The 18569-nt window shown below is 68.9% G+C and carries 19 protein-coding genes; 14 read left to right on the top strand and 5 right to left on the bottom strand.

Annotation, left to right across the window (positions count from 1 at the left end; translation table 11 throughout):
- The first annotated feature begins 154 nt into the window (after nucleotides 1-154).
- The 5 genes from ADK64_RS38385 (at nucleotide 155) to ADK64_RS38405 (ending at nucleotide 7125) form a co-directional block, all read left to right on the top strand.
- Nucleotides 155-2521, top strand: a complete 2367-nt coding sequence (locus ADK64_RS38385) for an SDR family NAD(P)-dependent oxidoreductase (protein WP_053666741.1) — start codon at nucleotides 155-157, stop codon at nucleotides 2519-2521.
- A 4-nt stretch (nucleotides 2522-2525) separates the two neighbouring features.
- Complete coding sequence (locus ADK64_RS38390) at nucleotides 2526-3308, top strand: arylamine N-acetyltransferase family protein (protein WP_053666742.1); 783 nt, start codon at nucleotides 2526-2528, stop codon at nucleotides 3306-3308.
- 17 nt (nucleotides 3309-3325) lie between these two features.
- Nucleotides 3326-4960, top strand: coding sequence for a bifunctional 3-(3-hydroxy-phenyl)propionate/3-hydroxycinnamic acid hydroxylase (locus ADK64_RS38395; protein ID WP_053666743.1), 1635 nt, complete (start codon nucleotides 3326-3328; stop codon nucleotides 4958-4960).
- A gap of 45 nt (nucleotides 4961-5005) precedes the next feature.
- Complete coding sequence (locus ADK64_RS38400) at nucleotides 5006-5956, top strand: class I SAM-dependent methyltransferase (protein ID WP_063790023.1); 951 nt, start codon at nucleotides 5006-5008, stop codon at nucleotides 5954-5956.
- A 338-nt stretch (nucleotides 5957-6294) separates the two neighbouring features.
- The gene (locus tag ADK64_RS38405; protein ID WP_053666745.1) at nucleotides 6295-7125 is read left to right on the top strand and encodes a shikimate dehydrogenase family protein; all 831 of its coding nucleotides are present in this window, start codon (nucleotides 6295-6297) and stop codon (nucleotides 7123-7125) included.
- A 461-nt stretch (nucleotides 7126-7586) separates the two neighbouring features.
- Here ADK64_RS38405 and ADK64_RS48570 read toward each other — a convergent pair whose 3' ends face one another.
- Nucleotides 7587-8102 (bottom strand): chitinase, encoded by a 516-nt coding sequence (locus ADK64_RS48570; protein WP_267888601.1) that lies wholly within the window; start codon nucleotides 8100-8102, stop codon nucleotides 7587-7589.
- 220 nt (nucleotides 8103-8322) lie between these two features.
- On the opposite strand from ADK64_RS48570, the gene ADK64_RS38415 reads away from it, so the two are divergent.
- The 3 genes from ADK64_RS38415 (at nucleotide 8323) to ADK64_RS38425 (ending at nucleotide 11126) form a co-directional block, all read left to right on the top strand.
- On the top strand, nucleotides 8323-8685 hold the full coding sequence (locus ADK64_RS38415; protein ID WP_053666746.1) for a DUF952 domain-containing protein: 363 nt from the start codon (nucleotides 8323-8325) through the stop codon (nucleotides 8683-8685).
- Between the two features lie 114 nt (nucleotides 8686-8799).
- Nucleotides 8800-10008, top strand: coding sequence for a cytochrome P450 (locus tag ADK64_RS38420; RefSeq protein ID WP_053666747.1), 1209 nt, complete (start codon nucleotides 8800-8802; stop codon nucleotides 10006-10008).
- A 14-nt stretch (nucleotides 10009-10022) separates the two neighbouring features.
- Nucleotides 10023-11126 (top strand): type III polyketide synthase, encoded by a 1104-nt coding sequence (locus tag ADK64_RS38425; protein WP_053666748.1) that lies wholly within the window; start codon nucleotides 10023-10025, stop codon nucleotides 11124-11126.
- 416 nt (nucleotides 11127-11542) lie between these two features.
- Here ADK64_RS38425 and ADK64_RS38430 read toward each other — a convergent pair whose 3' ends face one another.
- The 3 genes from ADK64_RS38430 to ADK64_RS38440 are packed head-to-tail and all read right to left on the bottom strand — an operon-like array spanning nucleotide 11543 to nucleotide 13280.
- Entirely contained in the window at nucleotides 11543-11971 is a 429-nt protein-coding gene (locus ADK64_RS38430; RefSeq protein ID WP_053666749.1) for a hypothetical protein, read from the bottom strand.
- Nucleotides 11968-12987 (bottom strand): metallophosphoesterase, encoded by a 1020-nt coding sequence (locus tag ADK64_RS38435; RefSeq protein ID WP_053666750.1) that lies wholly within the window; start codon nucleotides 12985-12987, stop codon nucleotides 11968-11970. The genes ADK64_RS38430 and ADK64_RS38435 overlap by 4 nt, the downstream gene beginning before the upstream one ends.
- Nucleotides 12984-13280, bottom strand: coding sequence for a plastocyanin/azurin family copper-binding protein (locus ADK64_RS38440; protein ID WP_053666754.1), 297 nt, complete (start codon nucleotides 13278-13280; stop codon nucleotides 12984-12986). Before ADK64_RS38440 ends, ADK64_RS38435 begins: the two co-directional genes overlap by 4 nt.
- 982 nt (nucleotides 13281-14262) lie before the next feature.
- On the opposite strand from ADK64_RS38440, the gene ADK64_RS38445 reads away from it, so the two are divergent.
- The 4 genes from ADK64_RS38445 (at nucleotide 14263) to ADK64_RS38460 (ending at nucleotide 17276) form a co-directional block, all read left to right on the top strand.
- Nucleotides 14263-14802, top strand: a complete 540-nt coding sequence (locus ADK64_RS38445) for a sigma-70 family RNA polymerase sigma factor (protein ID WP_053666751.1) — start codon at nucleotides 14263-14265, stop codon at nucleotides 14800-14802.
- Nucleotides 14803-14827: 25 nt separating this feature from the next.
- On the top strand, nucleotides 14828-15616 hold the full coding sequence (locus ADK64_RS38450; protein WP_053666752.1) for an anti-sigma factor: 789 nt from the start codon (nucleotides 14828-14830) through the stop codon (nucleotides 15614-15616).
- A 527-nt stretch (nucleotides 15617-16143) separates the two neighbouring features.
- The gene (locus tag ADK64_RS48170; RefSeq protein WP_063790024.1) at nucleotides 16144-16572 is read left to right on the top strand and encodes an ATP-binding protein; all 429 of its coding nucleotides are present in this window, start codon (nucleotides 16144-16146) and stop codon (nucleotides 16570-16572) included.
- A gap of 287 nt (nucleotides 16573-16859) precedes the next feature.
- Complete coding sequence (locus ADK64_RS38460) at nucleotides 16860-17276, top strand: hypothetical protein (RefSeq protein ID WP_053666753.1); 417 nt, start codon at nucleotides 16860-16862, stop codon at nucleotides 17274-17276.
- Between the two features lie 162 nt (nucleotides 17277-17438).
- Here ADK64_RS38460 and ADK64_RS46430 read toward each other — a convergent pair whose 3' ends face one another.
- Nucleotides 17439-17582 (bottom strand): hypothetical protein, encoded by a 144-nt coding sequence (locus tag ADK64_RS46430; protein ID WP_159046457.1) that lies wholly within the window; start codon nucleotides 17580-17582, stop codon nucleotides 17439-17441.
- Between the two features lie 134 nt (nucleotides 17583-17716).
- Here ADK64_RS46430 and ADK64_RS46435 point away from each other — a divergent pair, with 134 nt between their 5' ends.
- Complete coding sequence (locus ADK64_RS46435) at nucleotides 17717-17869, top strand: hypothetical protein (RefSeq protein ID WP_159046458.1); 153 nt, start codon at nucleotides 17717-17719, stop codon at nucleotides 17867-17869.
- 180 nt (nucleotides 17870-18049) lie between these two features.
- On the top strand, nucleotides 18050-18331 hold the full coding sequence (locus ADK64_RS38465; RefSeq protein ID WP_053666755.1) for a co-chaperone GroES: 282 nt from the start codon (nucleotides 18050-18052) through the stop codon (nucleotides 18329-18331).
- The last annotated feature ends 238 nt before the right edge of the window (nucleotides 18332-18569 follow it).

Below are 18569 nucleotides of genomic sequence, written 5' to 3' on the forward strand. Positions count from 1 at the left end.
TGCGGTTGTGGCGGGGCTGTCGTACAGCGCACCGACCGTGCCTGTGGTGTCGAATCTGACGGGTGAGGTGGCGGACGCGGGGCGGTTGTGTTCGCCGGATTACTGGGTGGAGCACGTACGTGGCACGGTCCGGTTCCACGATGGTGTGCGGGCGATGAGGGACCAGAAGGTCGCCACTTTCCTGGAGTTGGGTCCGGACGGCATCCTGAGCGGGATGGTGGCGCAGGACTGTGTGGCGTCGCTGCGCCGGGACGTTCCTGAGGAGCGCGCCCTGCTGGCCACTCTCGGGCAGCTGCACACGCGCGGCGTCGGCATCGACTGGGAGCAGGTGTTCTCCGGCACCGGTGCACACCGTGTGGACCTGCCCACCTACGCCTTCCGACACCAGCGCTACTGGATCGAAGGCGACGGCCCGAGCGCTCCCGAGACGGTTGCCGACCCGGTCGACGCGGCGTTCTGGGAGATCGTGGACAGCGGGGACGCGGACTCGCTGGCGCGGTCCCTGCGGCTCGACGCGACCGCCCTGGACGATGTGCTGCCCGCCCTGTCCGCATGGCGTCGTCGCCATCGCGACCAGGCGGTGCTGGACGACTGGCGATACCGGATCACCTGGCAGCCCGTCACGGACGCGCTCACACCGAGCGCTGCGGTCGCCGACGGTACGTGGCTGATGCTGGTGCCCGCGGGGCAAGCCGACTCGATGGCGGCGGCCACGAGCGGAGCGCTGACCGCGCATGGCGGCCGCGTCGTCCGGGTGGACGTGGACGGCGAGGACCGGGAGACCTTGGCGAAGCTCGTCCGGGCACGTCTCGACACGGAGTCCGGCCCACTGGCCGGGGTGGTCTCGCTGCTCGCCCTGGCCGAGCGGCAGGACTCCGCCCACCCGACGCTCACGCGCGGCACGGCCGACACCGTCAGCCTCGTGCAGGCTCTCAAGGACCTGGACGTCACCGCCCCGCTGTGGTGCCTCACCTCGGGTGCCGTGGCGGTCCAGGAAGACAGGGAGGTGACGAGCGCAGCGCAGCCGATGATGTGGGGACTTGGCACCGTGCTCGCCCTGGATCACCCCAAGTCCTGGGGCGGACTGGTCGATCTGGCCGCCGAGCCGGACGAACTCGCGCTGGGCCGGCTGGTCGCCGTACTGTGCGGACGGCACGGCGAGGACCAGATGGCGATCCGGACCACGGGAGCGTACGCGCGTCGCATGACCCGCGCCGAGCCCGTCGCCGCAGGCGATGGCACCGGTTCAGCGGAGGCGTGGACACCGCGCGGTACCGTGCTCGTCACCGGCGGCACCGGTGGCATCGGAGCGCACGTGGCGCGCTGGGCGGCCGCACGGGGCGCGGAGCACCTGCTGCTGCTCAGCCGCCGCGGCCCTGCCGCCGAGGGCGCGGCGGCGCTGGAGGCGGAACTGACCGCGCTCGGCGCCCACGTCACACTCGCGGCCTGCGACGTCACCGACCGGGCGGCGCTCGCCGAGGTCATCGCGGACATACCGTCGGACCAGCCCGTCACCGCCGTCTTCCACACGGCCGGTGTCGCGCAGGAGCCGAAGAAGCTGCCCGACAGCACGGTGGCGGAGTTCGCCGCGGTGGGCAGGGCGAAGGTCGCCGGTGCCGTACACCTCGACGAACTGCTCGCCGACCATCCCCTCGAGGCATTCGTGGTGTTCTCCTCCGGAGCCGCTGCCTGGGGCGGTGCGGGCCAGAGCGGTTATGCCGCCGCCAATGCCTTCGTCGAGGGGCTGGCGCACCGCAGGCGCGCCGACGGGCGGGTGGCGACGGCCGTGGCCTGGGGTGCCTGGGCCGGCGGTGGCATGGTCGACGACTCCGTGGCCGCGGAGTTCGCGGAGGTCGGCGTGGAGCTGATGCGGCCCGAACTCGCGGTCGAGGCCCTGGGCCAGGCGATGGCATGCGACGAGGGACATCTGGTGGTCGCGGGCATCGACTGGTCGCGGTTCGCGCCGTCCTTCATGGTCGCCAGGGAGCGTCCGCTGCTGCGGGCGCTGCCCGAAGTCGCCGCCCTGACGGCGGCGTCCACGGCCGACGCCGGTGCGGAGCACGAGGCCGAGAACGGCAGCGCGGTACTGCGGTCGCGGCTGCTGCCCCTGTCCCCGCAGGAGCGGCAGGCGGTGCTGACGGACCTGGTGCTGGCGGAGGCCGGGCAGGTGCTCGGTCACGTCACAAGCTCGACGGCCGTCGAGGACGGGGTCGCCCTCCTCGACATCGGTTTCGACTCGCTGACCGGCCTGGAACTGCGCAACCGGCTCAACCGCGTGTCGGGACTGGCCCTGCCGCAGGGCCTCATCTTCGACTTCCCGACCGCCGGCATGATCGCCGAACTCATGCAGGACACGCTGGAGCCCGACCTCACCGTCACACCGGAGGCAGTGACGGAGGAATTCACCAAGCTGGAAGTGGCGGTGACCCCGGCGCTTCACGACGACGCGTCGCGTGCGCGGGCCGTCTCGCAGCTGCGCGAGCTGCTGGCCAAGTGGGATCACCTGGAGAAGGGAGAGTAGCCGGATGTTCGAGGTCGACACCTACCTGCGCCGCCTGGGCTTCACGGAGGCGCCCGAGCCCAGCGTCGAGACGCTGCGCGTGCTGCACAAGAACCACATGATGTCCCTGGCCTACGACAGCAGCGACTTCATCAAGAGCTTCACGGGCTTCCGCAACGTCGTCGACATCGACATCGACGCGACGTTCCGGGCGATCGTCGCCAATGGCGCGGGCGGCGTGTGCCACGATCTGAGCGGCCTGTTCCGCAGGCTCCTGACCGAACTCGGCTACGACGTCTCGATCCTGGCCGCGTCCCAGCGCTGGCCGAACGGGCAGTTCGGGCCGGACTTCGAGCACACCTTCAACTGCGTGCGGCTCGACGGGCAGGTCTGGCTCGTCGACGTGGGCTTCGCCGGTCCGTCGTATCTGGAGCCGCTGCGGATGACCGACGAGGTGCAGCACCAGTTCGGCTGCGCCTACCGGCTGACGACGGACGGCACGTACCACGTGCTGGAGCGCAAGGGCGCCACCGGGGACTGGCGGTCGGTGTACCGGTTCGAGCTGACGGCCCGCGCCGTCTCCGACTGGGACAGTCCCCAGGACACCGCCGCCGAACAGATCGTGAAGGACTCGCTGTTCGCCGGGACCGTGCTGCGGGGCCGCGCCACCGACAAGGGGCAACTCGTTCTCACCGGCAGGCGGCTGCTGCGGGTGGAGAACGGCCATGAATCGATCCGCACGCTGATCGACAAGGCCGAATTCGAAGGCGTGGTGAAGGACATACTCGCCGGCACGGACAACGACTGAGGCGGGGCCGAACGGAGATGACAGTGGAGACGGAGACCAGCGGCGCCGGGACCGGAGCAGCCGCCACCGACACGGACGTGGCCGTTGTCGGGTACGGCCCGGTGGGCCAGGTCCTGGCGATCCTGCTGGCCCGACGCGGCTGGCGGGTCACGGTCGTGGAGCGCTGGCCCCAGCCCTACCCCATGCCGCGAGCGGTCGGTTTCGACGACGAGGCCGCCCGCATCCTGGCGGCCGCCGGCATCGGTCCTTTCCTCGACAAGTTCGGGGAGAACTCACGGGACTACGCCTGGCACAACGCAGCCGGCGAGACGCTGCTGCGCATGGAGAGCGCCGAGAACGGCCACTGCGGCTGGCCGCAGGCGATGGCCATGTACCAGCCGGGATTGGAGGCCACGCTCATCGACCGTGGCAGCGACTTCCCGAACCTGCGGGTCGTCCGCGGGCACGAGGTCGTCGAACTCGACGACCGCGGCGACCTGGTGGAGGTGATCTGCGAGGACGCCGACGAGCAGGAGTACACCTTCACGGCGCGGTACGTCGTCGGGTGCGACGGCGCCAACAGCTTCGTCCGGGAGTCGATGGAGAGTTCCCTCACCGACCTCGGATTCTTCTACGACTGGCTGATCTGCGACGTCGTACTGAACGAGCCGCGCGACTTCCACCCCAACAACCTCCAGATCTGTGATCCGGAGCGGCCACGAACCGCCGTGTCGGCCGGTCCGGGGCACCGCAGATTCGAGTTCATGCGGCTGCCGGGCGAGAGCATCGAGGTGCTGAAGCGGGACGAGACGCTCTGGCGCATGCTGGAGATGTTCTCCGTCCGCCCGGACAACGCCACGCTCGAACGGCACGCCGTCTACACCTTCCAGGCCCGCTGGGCGGCGGAGTGGCGCAAGGGCCGGCTCCTTATCGCGGGGGACGCCGCCCACCTCATGCCGCCCTTCGCCGGGCAGGGCATGTGCTCGGGCTTCCGGGACGCGGCGAACCTGTCGTGGAAGCTCGACCTGCTGCTGCGCGGGCTCGCCGACCACTCCGTTCTCGACACCTACACCGTCGAACGCCGGGCGCATGTCCAGAACGCCATCACCACGTCCGTGAAGCTCGGCAAGGTGATCTGTGTGACCGACCTGGCCGCGGCCGCCGACCGGGATGCGATCATGCTCGCCGGGCGAGATCGCGAGGGCGGGGGCGCGTTGCCGATGTCGACCACGGTCCCCCTCACCGAAGGGCTGCTCCACCGTGCCGACGACGGCACGCCACTACTGCCCGCCGGCACCCTGTTCCCGCAGGCGCGGGTGGCGGGTGCGGACGGGGTCGGGCTGCTGGACGAGATCGTGGGCCTCGGCTTCGTGCTGCTCGCGGCCGACCCGGCGATCCTTCTAGACGACCGGCGGCAGGCCGTCCTCGACGGTCTCGGTACGCGCTATGTGCGCGTGCTGCCCGTGGGCACAGAACCGCGGGAGCCCGGTCACGGCGCCGTGGTCGACATCGAGGACCGGTATCTGCCGTACCTGGCCGAGAGCGAAGCGACAGCGGTGCTGGTGCGCCCCGACTTCACCGTCTTCGGTGCGGCGCACGGGCCGGAGGCGCTGGCTTCGCTCGTGGACGACCTCGCTCACCAGCTGGCGGCGCCCTTCCCTGCCGCCGGCTGAGCTTTTCCCATCCTTGACAAGCACCATGAGAGAGGAACACGGAACATGGGTGCACGCGAAGACATGTACGGCTTGTTCACGAGTGTCAACGAGATCAATCTGACCAATGATCAGGACAGTCAGAGCGCCAAGGAGGGCGTGCACAAGAAGAACATCTCCACCAGCTACGACCTGCAGGCCCGGATGTCGAAGAAGGGCATCCTGTGGAACTGGGGCTACCACGACGAGCAGGTGGCCAAGGAGATCAACGCCCGGATCCCCGGCTTCCTGGACTACGACACGGACGGTTTCTCCGAGGAACTGTACTTCGCCGCTCTCAGGGAGGTGTCGATCGACCTCGACGACTACGCGGACAAGTTCGTTCTCGAGGTCGGCTGTGGACTGGGCGAGGGCCTGAACTTCCTCTCCCGCGTCATCGACGCGAAGAGCCTGATCGGCCTCGACCTGTCGGACCAGGCGATCAGGCGGGCCAACGCCTCGCTGTCCCGCCAGGGCCTGCGCTATGTCCAGGGTGATGCGGAGAACCTGCCGTTCGAGGACGGCGAGGTCGACGTCCTGGTGAACATCGAGAGCGCGCACAACTACCCGAGCCTGGAGAAGTTCTTGCAGGAGGTGGCTCGCGTGCTCAAGCCGGGTGGCTACTTCACACACGTCGACCTCTACACCACGCAGCGCCACGCCTTCCTGAAGCAGCTCCAGGAGAAGGACCTCGGCCTGGAATGGGTGCTCGACCGTGACATCTCCTCACAGGTGCAGGCCGCGATCCACAGGCGGCTGTCCCCCGACGGCTCCTTCCACAAGGCGCTGCGGGAGCAGCGGGTGGGCGCCATCCAGCGGCACATGGCCAAGCGCGTCGGCCCCGAGGCCGTCGGCGGCTCCTTCGCCGGCTACACCGACAGCGGCTCCACGAGACTGCTGAAGAAGATGGGCGTGCTGCCGTCGCAGTTCATGCCGCCGGTGGACACCTACCGGCACTACGTGGCGAAGAAGATCTGATCGTCGCTGACGGAGCCAGGGCCGGTCCGCGCCCGCAACCACGGGAGGCAGCCCCTCGGCGACGGTCTGAATGATCTCGCCGAGGGGCTTGTGTTGTCCGTGACTGCATCGGCGGCGGCGTTCTGGTTCGGCAGGCCAGGCGAGGCCTGCGGAACAGGGGTATTACCCAGCGGACCGACCTGTAAGCCCGGACCGCCTGCTAAAGGGACGGGCATCCTGGGCGCCCGCCACCTGACTGGCCGCGTCTCCCCCCATGACTCGCAACATCCGATGGAAGTCGCCTTCGCCGTCCGGGAACTGTTCGAGCACAGCACTGTCCAGCACACGGAAGGGCCACGATGACCGACACTCCGCATCAGGCACCCGTCACCGGAACGACCCGTCTGTACGCCGTCCTCGGCGACCCGGTCACGCAAGTCCAGTCGCCCGGACTGCTCAACCCGCTCTTCGCCGAGCTGAACATCGACGCGGTGCTGGTTCCCGTGCACGTCCGGCCTGCCGACCTCGCGCACGTGGTGCGTGGTCTGCAACGCGTCGGCAACCTCGACGGCCTGTTCGTCACCGTGCCGCACAAGGCGGCCGCCGCTCGCCTGGCTGACCGGCACAGCCGCACCGTGGAGATCACCGGCACTGCCAACGCGCTGCGGCGCGAAGCCGACGGCGGCTGGCTCGCCGAGAACTTCGACGGGTCCGGGTTCGTGGCGGGCCTGACCGGGGCCGGTCACGAACCTCGCGGCAGGAAAGTGTCGTTGCTCGGTGCGGGCGGCGCGGGCAGCGCGATCGCGGCGGCCCTGCTCACCGCAGGCGTGGACCGTCTCTCCATTTCCGACCCGGACGAGCCCCGCCTGACCGCGCTCGTCGCCCGGCTGACCGAACACTGGCCGGGCCGCGTCCACGCCGCCGTCGAACCACCGCTGCACGACAGTGACATCGCCGTCAATGCCACCCCGCTCGGCCTGAGTCCCGATGACCCGTTGCCGTTCTCGCCCCGTGCCCTGCCTCCGGGCAGCGTGGTGGCAGACATCATCATGAAGCCGAAGGAAACACCGCTCTTGCGGGAGGCGACCGCGCAGGGGCTTCGCGTGCACCACGGAATGCACATGCTGACCGGCCAGGTGGACTCCTACTGTGCGTTCTTCGGACTGGCCGAACCCCGAACCTCCGACTGACGGACCCGGGGGACAAAGGAATCCGCCGACGGCCAGCACTCGTTCTCGCCGTGGCCAACATGGGCAAGCCGGGTGAGAACGCATGGTTCGACCGGTCTCCTCGCCTTGCTCATGACCGGGTCCCCCACCTGGGCCGCCCTCGGCCGGCTCGCCGCTACCGGTCGGATGCCTCGCCGTCGCAGCGACCGCCGTGGAGGCCGTACACACCTCGCCCGGAGCGCGCTCACCTGGCTGGTGAGGGCCGTCGCCCGTACGCTCCGCACGAGCCTCTGCTGGAGCGTCGGCGAGCTTCCTGGGCCGCCGCGCGACCGCCCTGCCCGCCATGCGGCACCGGGACACACCGCCCCAGGCGCCGACGCCCCCTCTCGACCCGGTAAGCCTCACCCGGCGCCAGGGCCGAGACGATCACCCGCGCGTGACACCGGTGGACCGAGACGCCACGGGGGCGCCTCGGGCGGGGGTCAGCAACCCAGGTTGCCGCCGGGGGTGGTGCCGAGGACCTGGGTGAAGCTCTGGTAGTAGTTGATGCGGTCCTGCACCTCGGCGGGATTGCCGCCGTTGCACTCGACACTGCCGTTGATGCTACGGATGGTCTCTCCGAAGCCGGCGCCGTTGACCATGGCGTTGTGTGAGGTCATGCTGCCCGCGCCGTTCTGGGTGTCCCAGAACCACAGGGCGGTCTTCCACGCCACCGCGGAGTCGTTCTCCACCAGGTAGGGGTTGTCGAGCAGGTCGATGCCGAGGGCGTCCCCGGCGGCCTTGTAGTTGAAGTTCCAGCTGAGTTGGCGAGGAAGGCCGCCGCCTCGGAAACGGCCGCACGCCGCGTCCCACGCACAGGACGAAGCCGGGCGAGGCAAGTGTGGTGACGGGTTCGTATCCGTACCCTTGTGCGCCGAGAGGATGGCTGCGGCTCGGGCCACGGCGCCCGGATCGCATCCTGACGGGCCTTGTCGGTGCGGTCGGCGGCAACAAGTCATACGCCTTCAGCCCCACGAACACATCTACGGGCCTCACCATCAACGCCTCGACCGGCGCAACCTTCGCCACCCTTCCCGTCGCAGGGGTTCCGCACCGCCCCCGATGCCGTCGGTGAGACCGCCCCACGCAGCCACACCCACTACGCCACGGCCCGATAGCCCCGGCAAGGACGAGTTCGGCGTGGATCGAGCTTGATCGCGAGTTCGCTATAAGTGGCCCATGCTCTATCACGTCGTCGCGCTCGATGTCTGGCTCGCTGACCCCGATCGGCCCTACGCACCGCCGTCTCTCGCCAAGGGCGGCTCCGTGCACTGCGCGGTCAACGAGGAGGCGGTCCTGGCTGCCGCCAACCGCTTCCACCGACAGGCGGCCGGACCGCTCGTCGCCCTGCTCATCGACGAGACGAGACTCGATGCCCCGGTGGAGTGGGTGGTCGCCAAACCCGAGTCTCCTTCGCCCAAGAAGCCGGGAACGCCCATTCCGTGTGTCCGTGGGCCCATCAACCGCCGTGCCGTGGTTGGGCTGATGGATGTGGCGCGCGACGACGAGGGCCGGGCCCTGGCGCTGGTTCCGCGGGGCTGATCCCTGGTGGAGGGACAGAGGCGAGTCCTCGGCCCATACCCCATGTGAGTGATTGTCGCCTTATATGGGCCGTTATGAGAATTGCCCGGCCCGCTGTCGAGAAGGAGTGCTCGGATGACTGCCGCGGACAACGTACGGACATGCCCGTTCCGCCACGATGAAGCCTTGGAGCCCGACCCGTTCATGACCCGGATGCGGACCGAAGCACCGATCGCCCGGGTCCGTATGCCCTACGGAGAGGGGAACTGCTGGCTGGTGACTCGGTACACGGACGTGCAGACGGTGACCTCCGACCGGCGGTTCAGCCGGGCCGCGCTCGTCGGCGCGGACTTCCCGCGGATCACTCCGGCCCCCATCGCCCAGTCCGAGGCGATCAACCTCATGGACGCGCCGGAACTCAACCGAGTCCGCAGGCTCGTCATCGGGGCCTTCACCACCCGCCAGGTGGAGGCGCTGCGCCCCTGGACGCAGCGGACCGTGGACACCCTGCTGGACAGGATGGCCGAGTCTGGCGCACCGGCCGATGTCGCCGCCCACCTGGCGAACGAGCTACCGCTGATGACGATCTGCCAGCTTATGGACGTGCCCGAGCAGGACCGTCCCCAACTGCGGCGCTGGGCCATGGCCATGATGTCCATGAGCGCCGCGGACCGGAAGTCGGCAGCCGAGGCGAAAGCGGACCTTCGGTCCTACTTCGACGAACTCACCCTGGCGCGACGTCGCGATCCTGGCACGGACCTCATCAGCTCGCTCGCCACGGCCCGTGTGGGCGAGGAGATGCTGGACGAAGGGGAGCTGGCCGTGCTGGCCATGCTCCTGGTCGTCACCGGGCACGACACCACAACCTACGACATCAGCAACATCATCTACACGCTGCTGACCCACCCCGCCCAACTCGGCCAGCTGCGTGCCAGGACCGAGTTGCTGCCTCACGCCCTGGAAGAGCTGCTGCGGTTCATCCCCTTCCGCCAAGGCGTCGGCATCCCCCGGGTCGCGGTGGAGGACGTCGAGTTGAGCGGTGTACTCATCAAGGCGGGAGACACGGTCCACGTGTCCTACCTGACCGCCAACCGTGACGACCTGGTCTACGAACGTCCCGATGAACTCGACTTCGAACGCAAGGAACCCGTAGGGCACATGGCCTTCGGGCACGGCAGCCACCGCTGCTTGGGCGCTCACCTGGCGCGCATGGTGCTCCAAGTCTCCATCGGCACGCTGCTCAGCCGCTTCCCTGCCCTGCGACTGGCCCTGCCCGCCGAGGAGGTGCGGTGGAACACCGTGTCCATCTGGCGCTACCCCCTCGCTCTTCCGGTCGCCTGGTAAGGACCTCGGACATCATGGCCACCCTCTGCAGACCCGCCATCAGTGTTCCTGAACACGTCATCACCCTGGAGCAGACCCTCGATCTGGCGCGAAGGCTGCACACCGGCCATCCGCAACTCGACCTCGCGCTGAGGCTGATCGCCAATACCGGTGTCCGGACGCGACACCTGGTGCAGCCCATCGAAGCCACCCTCGAACACCCCGGCTTAACCGAACGCAACGCGCTCTACGAGTCCGAGGCCAAGGCACGGGTACCCGAGACCGTGCGTCGGGCCCTGAACCACGCCCGACTCGGCCCCGAGGAAATCGACATGATTGTCTATGTCTCCTGTACCGGTTTCATGATGCCGTCCCTGACCTCCTGGCTCATCAACACGATGGGGTTCAGGCCCCAGACACGGCAGTTGCCGATCGCCCAGCTCGGCTGTGCCGCCGGGGGCGCAGCCGTCAACCGCGCCCACGACTTCTGCACCGCCTACCCACAGGCGAACGTACTGATCGTCTCGTGCGAATTCTGCTCTCTGTGCTATCAGCCAACGGACCTGGCCGTGGGCAACCTTCTGTCGAACGGCCTCTTCGGCGATGCCATCGCCGCGGCAGTGGTGCGCGGCCAGGGCGGCAGGGGCGTGCAACTGGAACACAACGGGTCCCACCTGGTACCAGGCACCGAGGACTGGATCTCGTACGAGGTTCGGGACACCGGCTTCCACTTCATGCTGGACAAGCGGGTACCCGGCACCATGGCCCAGCTCGCGCCCGCCATGCGCGACATGACCGCGCTGCGCGACTGGGACATCTCCGGCCTGGCCTTCTACATCGTCCACGCGGGTGGGCCGCGCATCCTGGACGACCTGTGCACCCATCTGCAGCTGCCGGCCGCCGTGTTCCGCTACAGCCGGGCCACGCTCACCGAGCGCGGAAACATCGCAAGCGCCGTCGTCTTCGACGCCTTGGACCGCTTCTTTGCGGACGGCGGCGCCGAGCACGCCAGCCGCGGACTCATCGCAGGTTTCGGACCCGGCATCACCGCCGAGGTCACCCTCGGCAGCTGGGCCGACCGCCGGGGCGACGAGGCCCGAACAGCACCCCGAGAGTTGGTCGAAAGCACACCTGGTTAAGTCCTGCTTCATGCTGCGATGAGGGCGTGGCAGCCATCGAGCGGCACCCCGGGAGGGGGACGCCACGTCCGAATCCATCGAGCCTTGGGGTTGTGCCTGGCACACGTGGTTACCCGCAAGCGGCACGGACACCCGTTGAGGGGTGGCGCCGCTCGGGTGCGGCAGTCTCGGAGGATCCCGGATCCGCTGGGCCCTCCCGCTGGAGAAGCTACATTTCTGGACTCCGGAGTCCGGTGAACGTGCTGGATCGTGCCCCCTTCCGGCGCCGGTCGAGTACGAACAGCAATTGATCACGTCACGTTCGCTGTCACCCGTCGCGTGAAACCCGGTGTCCACTCCCCCCCGAGGACCGACCTCATTCCACCCCTGCACCGCGGCGCAGGACGTCCAGGAGCGGCGTGCGTCCGCACGAGGTGTCACCGTGCCGCGTCTGCTGCCGGGCGTCGGACGGCGCGGTGCTGTCTGGGCAGGGTCATCTGCCACAGCCCGAGGAAGAGCAGCGTGCCGATTTCGGTGACGAGGCTGAGGGCGGCCTGCGGGGCGGGCTCCAGACCGTGTTCGGTGAATCCGAACACGCCTACGGTACGTGAAGCGGCGAACCCGCCGAGGGCGCCGACCGCAACGCCGGCCACGCCGGCCCTCAACCACAGCATGGGCGGCGCCCCTGCCAGCAGTAGGACGGCGAGAGCGAAGGAGCTGCCGGCCTGGAACAGGAACAGGGGGCCGACGACGTGGATGAAGCGGTAGCCGTCGATGTAGAGCTTGGCGTGGATGCAGGCGCTGCCGGTAAGCGCGGCGGCAGTCGCCGTCCGCAGCGCGGTGGCGATGTGTCTGCGGGCGTTCATGCCAGCCTCTGATCCTTGATGGCGAGTTCACGGTCGCCTTCGCGGTAGTCGACGGTGCGGATGCCCAGCGCTTGCTTGAGCTGACGGGCGGGGACGACCTGCGGGGTGGGCGCGGGGGCCCGGCCCGGCTTGGGCAGGGGGTAGGCGGTCGTGGTGGCGGAGTGGAAGGTGATGTTGCCCTCCGTCTTGGTGAACAGCTGGTGGACGTGGCCGTTGAGGCAGGTCACCGAGGAGAAACGACGCAGGAGGGCGATGACCTGGAGGGCGTCGTCGGTGCTCCAGCCCCACTTCGGATACATGGCGAACAGCGGGATGTGACTGAAGACCACGATGGGTGTGTCCGAGGGCAGTGCGGCGAGGTCTTTGCGCACGAAGTCGATCTGTTCGTTGCCGAGGTGGCCGAGCTTCTCCAGGCTCAGGGTGTTGACGAGTGCGATGAAGTGCACGCCGTGGGTGTCGAAGCTGTACCAACCATCGCCGAGTGTGCCCGCTCCGAAGGTGTGCCGGTAGGCGCGGCCCGCGTCGCCGATGGAGTCGTGTTCGCCCGGGACGGTGAAGACGCGGTCGGTCCTCATGCCGGACATCATCTGCTTGACCTGGTCGAATTGTCCGGCCGTGGAGAGGTGGGTCAGATCGCCGCTGTGTATCACGAAATCGGGTCTGAAGCCGAGTGAGTTGACCTGGTCGACGGCATCGGTGAACGAGCCGGCCACGTCCATGTTCGCCGGGCCCCGGAACCCGATGTGGCTGTCCGACACCTGCACGAACCGCAGCGCCTTCTCTCCCGCGGCGACCGGCCGGGGGGCGCCCGCGGTGGCGCCGTCACGGGAGCCGGCTATGTGGCTGATCACCTCTCCGCCGGCCACGGTCAGCACCACCGCGCCGCCGAACCATCCCGCGTGCCGCATGAGCTGTCGCCGCGTCATGCCGTTCTCGGTCTCGACCTGATCCGCGGCACCGGCCAGTGCTTCGTCGTAGTGGTGGGGTCGGTTCTGTCCGTCGTGGTCGGCGGTCATGAGGTCACCTCCACGGTGGCGGTCATGAACGGATGGATGGTGCAGAGGTAGGCGTAGGAGCCGGGCTTGGTGAACGTAAAACTGTAGGAGGCGTGTGTGTCCAAGGCGGCCGAATGCAGCGGGCCGCCGGATCCTGAGCTGGTGACGGTGTGGGCGTCGGTGTCCTGATTGGTCCAGGTCACCTTCGTTCCCACCTTGACCTTGAGGGTGGCGGGGGCGAACGCGAAGTTCTCTATCGCCACGGTGCTGCCGGTCACCGGCGCGGACGACGCCGATGCGCTGGGGGGACTCATGGGCATGGTCATGCCGGGCATCGCCGAGGCTCCGGACGCCGGGCTCGTCGCATCGTGCGGTCCGTCGGCGCCGGGCATCCCCGCCGTCCGATGCTGTCCTGGACCGGGCGTGAGGGCTCTGGCCCCTGCGGACGAGAGAGACGAAGAGCCACAGGCGCTGAGGACTACCAGCGCGCCTGTGATGGCGAGGGCGGCGGTCACGGCCGCTACGCGTGAGCGTCGGGTACGAGGGTGAAGGGCCATGGGGGTCGATCCTTGACTGGTCGGAAACTGGTCAGACGGGAAACGGGCCGGTGCCGGCGCCGCTTGGGCGGTCGCGGTGCGCGGGCGACGGTCGTGCTGTCGGGCGCGGCCGCTTGCTTGAGATAGGGCCGGTGCACGAGCGGACGCCGGGTCGTGCCGGCCGCTCGCCGTAACGCGGTCGTGCGCTGGGCCCGGGCCGCCGTGCGCCGCGTAGTGGCCGGTGACGCACGGCAGTCACCCCCTGCGGGCAGCGCCGCTGACGTGTTGCTCGGCGGACCTGCCCGGACGGTCGGAGACCCGGCGCCGTAGGGAATCGGTCCTGCTGGGTGTGCTCACCACGATCGCTGTCCGCGTCGAGCGCTTTGCGGAGTGGTCACCTCGGTCCGTGCGAGGCGCCGGCCGGGGCGGCGCCAGTGGCGTGCCGAATGCGATGCGCCAGGAGCACGTACATCGCGTGGGGTGTCACGGTCACCTCCGATCCGTTCCTTACGGCGCGCGGGAGGAGAAGGGGAGCGGAGCCTCATACGGCTCTTGTCCGGGTTCACGGACGGCGAGGGTCGTTAGGTTCGATGGAAATACAGCTTTCATGTCTTATCCGCTGATAATCTACGTAGCGTCACCTCGGGCAAACCATGTGTTACAGGACAAAATCTCACACGTACGGGATGATCGGCCCATGCCCTGGAGTTCCCGAAAACATGATCCACGGACCGATCCGAAACGCTCCGCGGACCGTGACTTGGGTGTAGGGGCCCTTCCGGCCGCCGACGAGGAGTTGCTGCGCACCCTGTATGCGGATCACGCGAAGCCGCTCTTCCATTACGTGCTGAGACTGACCTCAGGAGACTGGCAATGGGCGGAGGACGTGGTGCAGGAGACGCTGCTGCGGGCGTGGCAGCATCCCGCCGCCTTCGACCCGGCACGCGGCCCGGCCCGGGCGTGGCTGTGCACGGTCGCCCGGCATCTGGTCATCGACGATCGCAGGGCCCGGCAGGCCAGGCCGGCCGAGACCGGTGGTGCGGCACTGGAGCGGGTCGCCGAGCAGAAGCCCGGCGTGGACGAGATCGAGCAGGCGTTGCAGAGCTGGGCGGTCGCCGACGCCGTCCGGTCGCTCTCCTCGGACCACCGGGCCGTCCTGCTGGAGACGTACTACCGAGGCCGCACGATGGCGGAGGCCGCACAGGTGCTGGGCATTCCGTTGGGGACCGTGAAGTCGCGGACGTACTACGCACTGCAGGCCCTGCGGCTGGCCCTGCAGGAACGCGGGATCGAGCCATGACCGCGGCGAGCAGGAGGTGACGACGATGAGTGCTGAGCACGACGACCTCCGTCTTTCCCTGGGCGGCTACGTCCTGGGCACGCTGTCCCCGACGGAGATGGATCGAGTCCGGACCCACCTCGCGGAGTGTGAGCAGTGCCAGTCCGAGTACGCCCGGCTGTCAGGACTGCCCTCGCTGCTGGCGACGGTGACCGAGGCCGAAGCCGCGGGCCGGACGGTACCGACGGCCGACGGGATCCTGGCTGATCGCCTGGTGGCACGAGCCGCCGAAAGCGCGCGGGACGCCTCACTGGAACGACCTTCCACACCCGTGGAGGCGCAGGCACCGGCGGCGGGCGCACTGGAGAGGCTTCTCCAGCAGGCCGCGGTCCGGCGCCGCAGGACCTGGCGTCTGCAACTGGCCGGGGCAGTCACGTCTCTGGTGTTCATCGCGGCAGCGGCAGGCGGGACGTGGCTGGCGACCGTCGGTTCCGTGGGTACGGAGGCGACACCGCCGGGACCGAGCGCGTCGGCTGTCTGGCGCACCTTCTCCGGAAGTGATCCGACCACCGGCGTCACCGCCTCGGTGAAGGTTTCGCCCTCGGCCTGGGGCAGTGTCCTCCAGGTCTCCGCAAAAGGGGCACCGGCCGGTATCACCTGCCGTCTGCAGGCCGTCGGTCCCGGCGGGGTCAGGGCGGACGGCGCCACGTGGCGAGCAGGCCACTACCCTCCGCACACCACGATCCCCGGGGCGGTCGCCATGTCCCCTGATTCCATCCAGCACTTCGAGATCATCGCGGGTAACGGCCAGAAACTGCTCACGATGCAGGCCTGAGGAAGACAGTCCCGCCCGGCCCGGCGCCAGGCGGACCGCGTTCGCCGAGCGACCCTTCCGGGCGCCGTCGGCAGCAGGGCGCCCGCCGGACTCCGTGGCCGGCGTGCAGGGCGGACGGGGCGAAGGACGGCTGCGCACGGAATCCGGGCGTCGGGTGCCTCGACACCACGGGCCGCCCCGCCTCAAAGCCACGGGCCGGGACCTCAAGAAGGCCGGCCCAGGCGTCTCCGTACGGCAAACCCGGCCGCCAGGGCCTACCCCAAGCCTTTGGCGAGAGGTACCACCACCGGCGCGCCTCACCGCGTGAAGACAATGCGTCGTGCAAGGCGAGCTGCGCTCCTGCCGCGGGCGGGCCACACCTCCCGAGAGGAAACCGCAAAAGTAATGAAGCGGTCGAACCGGATGGCTGTACCGCACGTGGAACTGAATGAGCGAGCCCACGCAGGATCGGCCCACTGAGGGCCCCACCGCCGTCGGCGATCTTCCGCGCTCCGAGCCCCGCACACTCACAGAAATGCAGAAGACCCATGCCTGCAACCGATATTCCGAGTCCTGCTCCACTGCTTCGGCACCCCAGCCGCCGCCAGGCGCTGCTCACCCTGCCCGCTCAGGAGGCGCACGTCTCGGCCGTCCGTCACCTTGCGGCCGATCTGCTGGAGACCTGGAGTGTCCCCGTGAGCCAGCGGGACTCCGCGGTTCTCATCGTCGACGAACTCACCGCCAACGCCGCTCAATACGGGCACGAATGCATGACCCTGCTGCTCGTCCTGGACCACGGGACCTTGCACATCGTGGTCAGTGAATCCGGCACGGCCGTCCAGCGACCTCGCCCCGACATCGCCCCGGACGAACACGGCCGCGGCACCGGCATCGTCCAGTACCTCGCGCAAGCAACCGAAGTCCACCAGACGTGGAGAGGCCGCGAAGTCCGCGCCTGCCTCAGGTGCTCGGCATGACCGGCACGAATATACGGAGCACCGAGCAGCCCCGTCCCCAGGCGTATGCCGCAGCGCAGCCCCAACTCGGCGGTCGCGACAGCTCCTCCACGCCGTCCGGCTCCCCCCTCACCTGCGCCTTCTCCACCCACAAACCATGCCCCGTCGACGGGTGCGCTGGTCCCGGCCGCGCGGGCACGCGACCGGCGGAGGATCCAGCGCATCCCGCTCCCCGCGACTCCGCACCCGACACACCCCCCTGCCGACGCTGCGGCGCCCGTCCGCTGGTCGCCGTCACGGGTGCCGGCGTGGACACCACCTGCGACCGCGGCGAGGACATCGACGCCTCCTTCGCGCAGAAGGCATACGCGGACGCCCCCGACCTGCGCCATGAAATACACCAGGTGCTCGCACTCGGAGCCGAACGCGACGGCCGCCGACCCAGGGCCGTCACCACACCGCCCATCGACGCGGCCACCGCGGAACGCGCCTGGCTACTGCGTCGAGCCGCCCTCATGGACCGCATCGCCCTCGAAGATTCCAACTTCGGCCCGGCCAAGGCCGCCGCGCAAACCGCCGAACAGCTGGTACTGCACGACCGCCGACACCTCCACCTGGCCGCCGGCCCACATCGCCCCGACGCCGTGACGATTCCCGTCGACCAGCGCCTTTACGTGCGCCAGGAGTACGCCGCGTGGACCGCCGCCGGACGCCCGGGAGACTGACCCCTCACCGCCCAGACCGTGGTCATCACCACCGGGATCTCCGCCACTCGGACAACTCACGCTCCACAGCGCGCCTTCGGTTCTTGTCACACAGTTCCAACGGCCGCCGGGGTCACCGCGGTTACCCCCGCGCCGCACCGATTCGGGCGGCAGCGTGCCTGGTCACAGGCAGATGGTGAACCGGCCGTCGGGCGGTTTGCGCAGCCAGCCGCGATCGACGAGTCCCACCAACCTCCCGCGCAACGGGTCCAGCTTGGCCCGCACCACCTCCAGCTGCTGGGCCGGCCGAGCGGTCCCCGCTTTCAAGGGTGAACCCCATGGGGCGGTGAAAGGCGATGGATCCCGTGTTTCCTGGCGAGGTGATCGCCCGTACGTCTGTGCGGCCTGCCCCCTGCCCCCTGCCCACGAAGATTCGAGTCCACTGGTCTACACCGTGGTGGGTGAGCAGCTCGCATCGGATCGCGCCGTGCGATCAGTTCGTCGATGCGGCTGGTGAGTTGCTGTTCGACGTCGATGAGCGTGGCGACGAACCCGTGAGGATCGGCGTCCAGTATGGCCGCGTTCTCGGCCAGTGGTACGCCTGCGTCGGCTAGGGCGTGTCCGATGGGTCATGGCAGGGTGCCGGAGTCTGCCTTGCGGTGTCGGTGAGCGCCCTCAAGGCGACGGGTCGCAACACGTTGGTGGGCGGTCTTGCTGCCGAGTATCGCGGTAGATCAAGCTGGGACGCGCTGTCGAGCGTTGCTCAAGCGACCACAAGGAACATGGGGGAAGCCATGCCAAATCAGCCGTTGAGTGACCGAATCGTCGTCAAGGCCGAGACTGAATCAAGTAGCGGATTCATCAACCCAGGCGGTGTCGCAGAGAAGTCCAGGCGCGGAACGGTGCTGGCTGTAGGACAGGGCCTGACCTTGGAAAATGGCGAGACTCGCCCGCTGGCGGTGAAGGTCGGCGACACTGTGATCTTCAACATGGGCTACGGCATCAAGGCGATGCAGCTCGATGGCCAGGAAGTTCTGAGCATCAGCGAGAAGGACATCGTGGCCGTCGAGGAGTAGGGCCGCCCGTGGGACACCGTCGAGCGGGTGAGGCTGCCTCGGTGTGCAGGGGTGCCGGCTGACTGCGGGGTGTTGGCTACAGCTCCTGACGACGGCGGCACTGTGTGAGATCGCGTGCGTGGTGACCTCACGCGCGCATGGATCTTGACCACGACGAAACCTTGTTCGCGCGTGAGGTTGCCACGCGTGGGCGGGGTCCAGGGGTGCGCTGTAGCGCCCCTGGTACCACCGCCCGCAA

The organism is Streptomyces sp. MMG1121 (assembly GCF_001280015.1).
In the GTDB taxonomy this organism is placed as follows: domain Bacteria; phylum Actinomycetota; class Actinomycetes; order Streptomycetales; family Streptomycetaceae; genus Streptomyces.

Bases quoted from the DNA above. Each gene is read 5' to 3' on its own strand.
- ADK64_RS38385 (WP_053666741.1), top strand. From the start codon at position 155: ATGAGGGACCAGAAGGTCGCCACTTTCCTGGAGTTGGGTCCGGACGGC.
- ADK64_RS38390 (WP_053666742.1), top strand. From the start codon at position 2,526: ATGTTCGAGGTCGACACCTACCTGCGCCGCCTGGGCTTCACGGAGGCG.
- ADK64_RS38395 (WP_053666743.1), top strand. From the start codon at position 3,326: ATGACAGTGGAGACGGAGACCAGCGGCGCCGGGACCGGAGCAGCCGCC.
- ADK64_RS38400 (WP_063790023.1), top strand. From the start codon at position 5,006: ATGGGTGCACGCGAAGACATGTACGGCTTGTTCACGAGTGTCAACGAG.
- ADK64_RS38405 (WP_053666745.1), top strand. From the start codon at position 6,295: ATGACCGACACTCCGCATCAGGCACCCGTCACCGGAACGACCCGTCTG.
- ADK64_RS48570 (WP_267888601.1), bottom strand. From the start codon at position 8,102: ATGACTTGTTGCCGCCGACCGCACCGACAAGGCCCGTCAGGATGCGAT.
- ADK64_RS38415 (WP_053666746.1), top strand. From the start codon at position 8,323: ATGCTCTATCACGTCGTCGCGCTCGATGTCTGGCTCGCTGACCCCGAT.
- ADK64_RS38420 (WP_053666747.1), top strand. From the start codon at position 8,800: ATGACTGCCGCGGACAACGTACGGACATGCCCGTTCCGCCACGATGAA.
- ADK64_RS38425 (WP_053666748.1), top strand. From the start codon at position 10,023: ATGGCCACCCTCTGCAGACCCGCCATCAGTGTTCCTGAACACGTCATC.
- ADK64_RS38430 (WP_053666749.1), bottom strand. From the start codon at position 11,971: ATGAACGCCCGCAGACACATCGCCACCGCGCTGCGGACGGCGACTGCC.
- ADK64_RS38435 (WP_053666750.1), bottom strand. From the start codon at position 12,987: ATGACCGCCGACCACGACGGACAGAACCGACCCCACCACTACGACGAA.
- ADK64_RS38440 (WP_053666754.1), bottom strand. From the start codon at position 13,280: ATGAGTCCCCCCAGCGCATCGGCGTCGTCCGCGCCGGTGACCGGCAGC.
- ADK64_RS38450 (WP_053666752.1), top strand. From the start codon at position 14,828: ATGAGTGCTGAGCACGACGACCTCCGTCTTTCCCTGGGCGGCTACGTC.
- ADK64_RS48170 (WP_063790024.1), top strand. From the start codon at position 16,144: ATGCCTGCAACCGATATTCCGAGTCCTGCTCCACTGCTTCGGCACCCC.
- ADK64_RS38465 (WP_053666755.1), top strand. From the start codon at position 18,050: ATGCCAAATCAGCCGTTGAGTGACCGAATCGTCGTCAAGGCCGAGACT.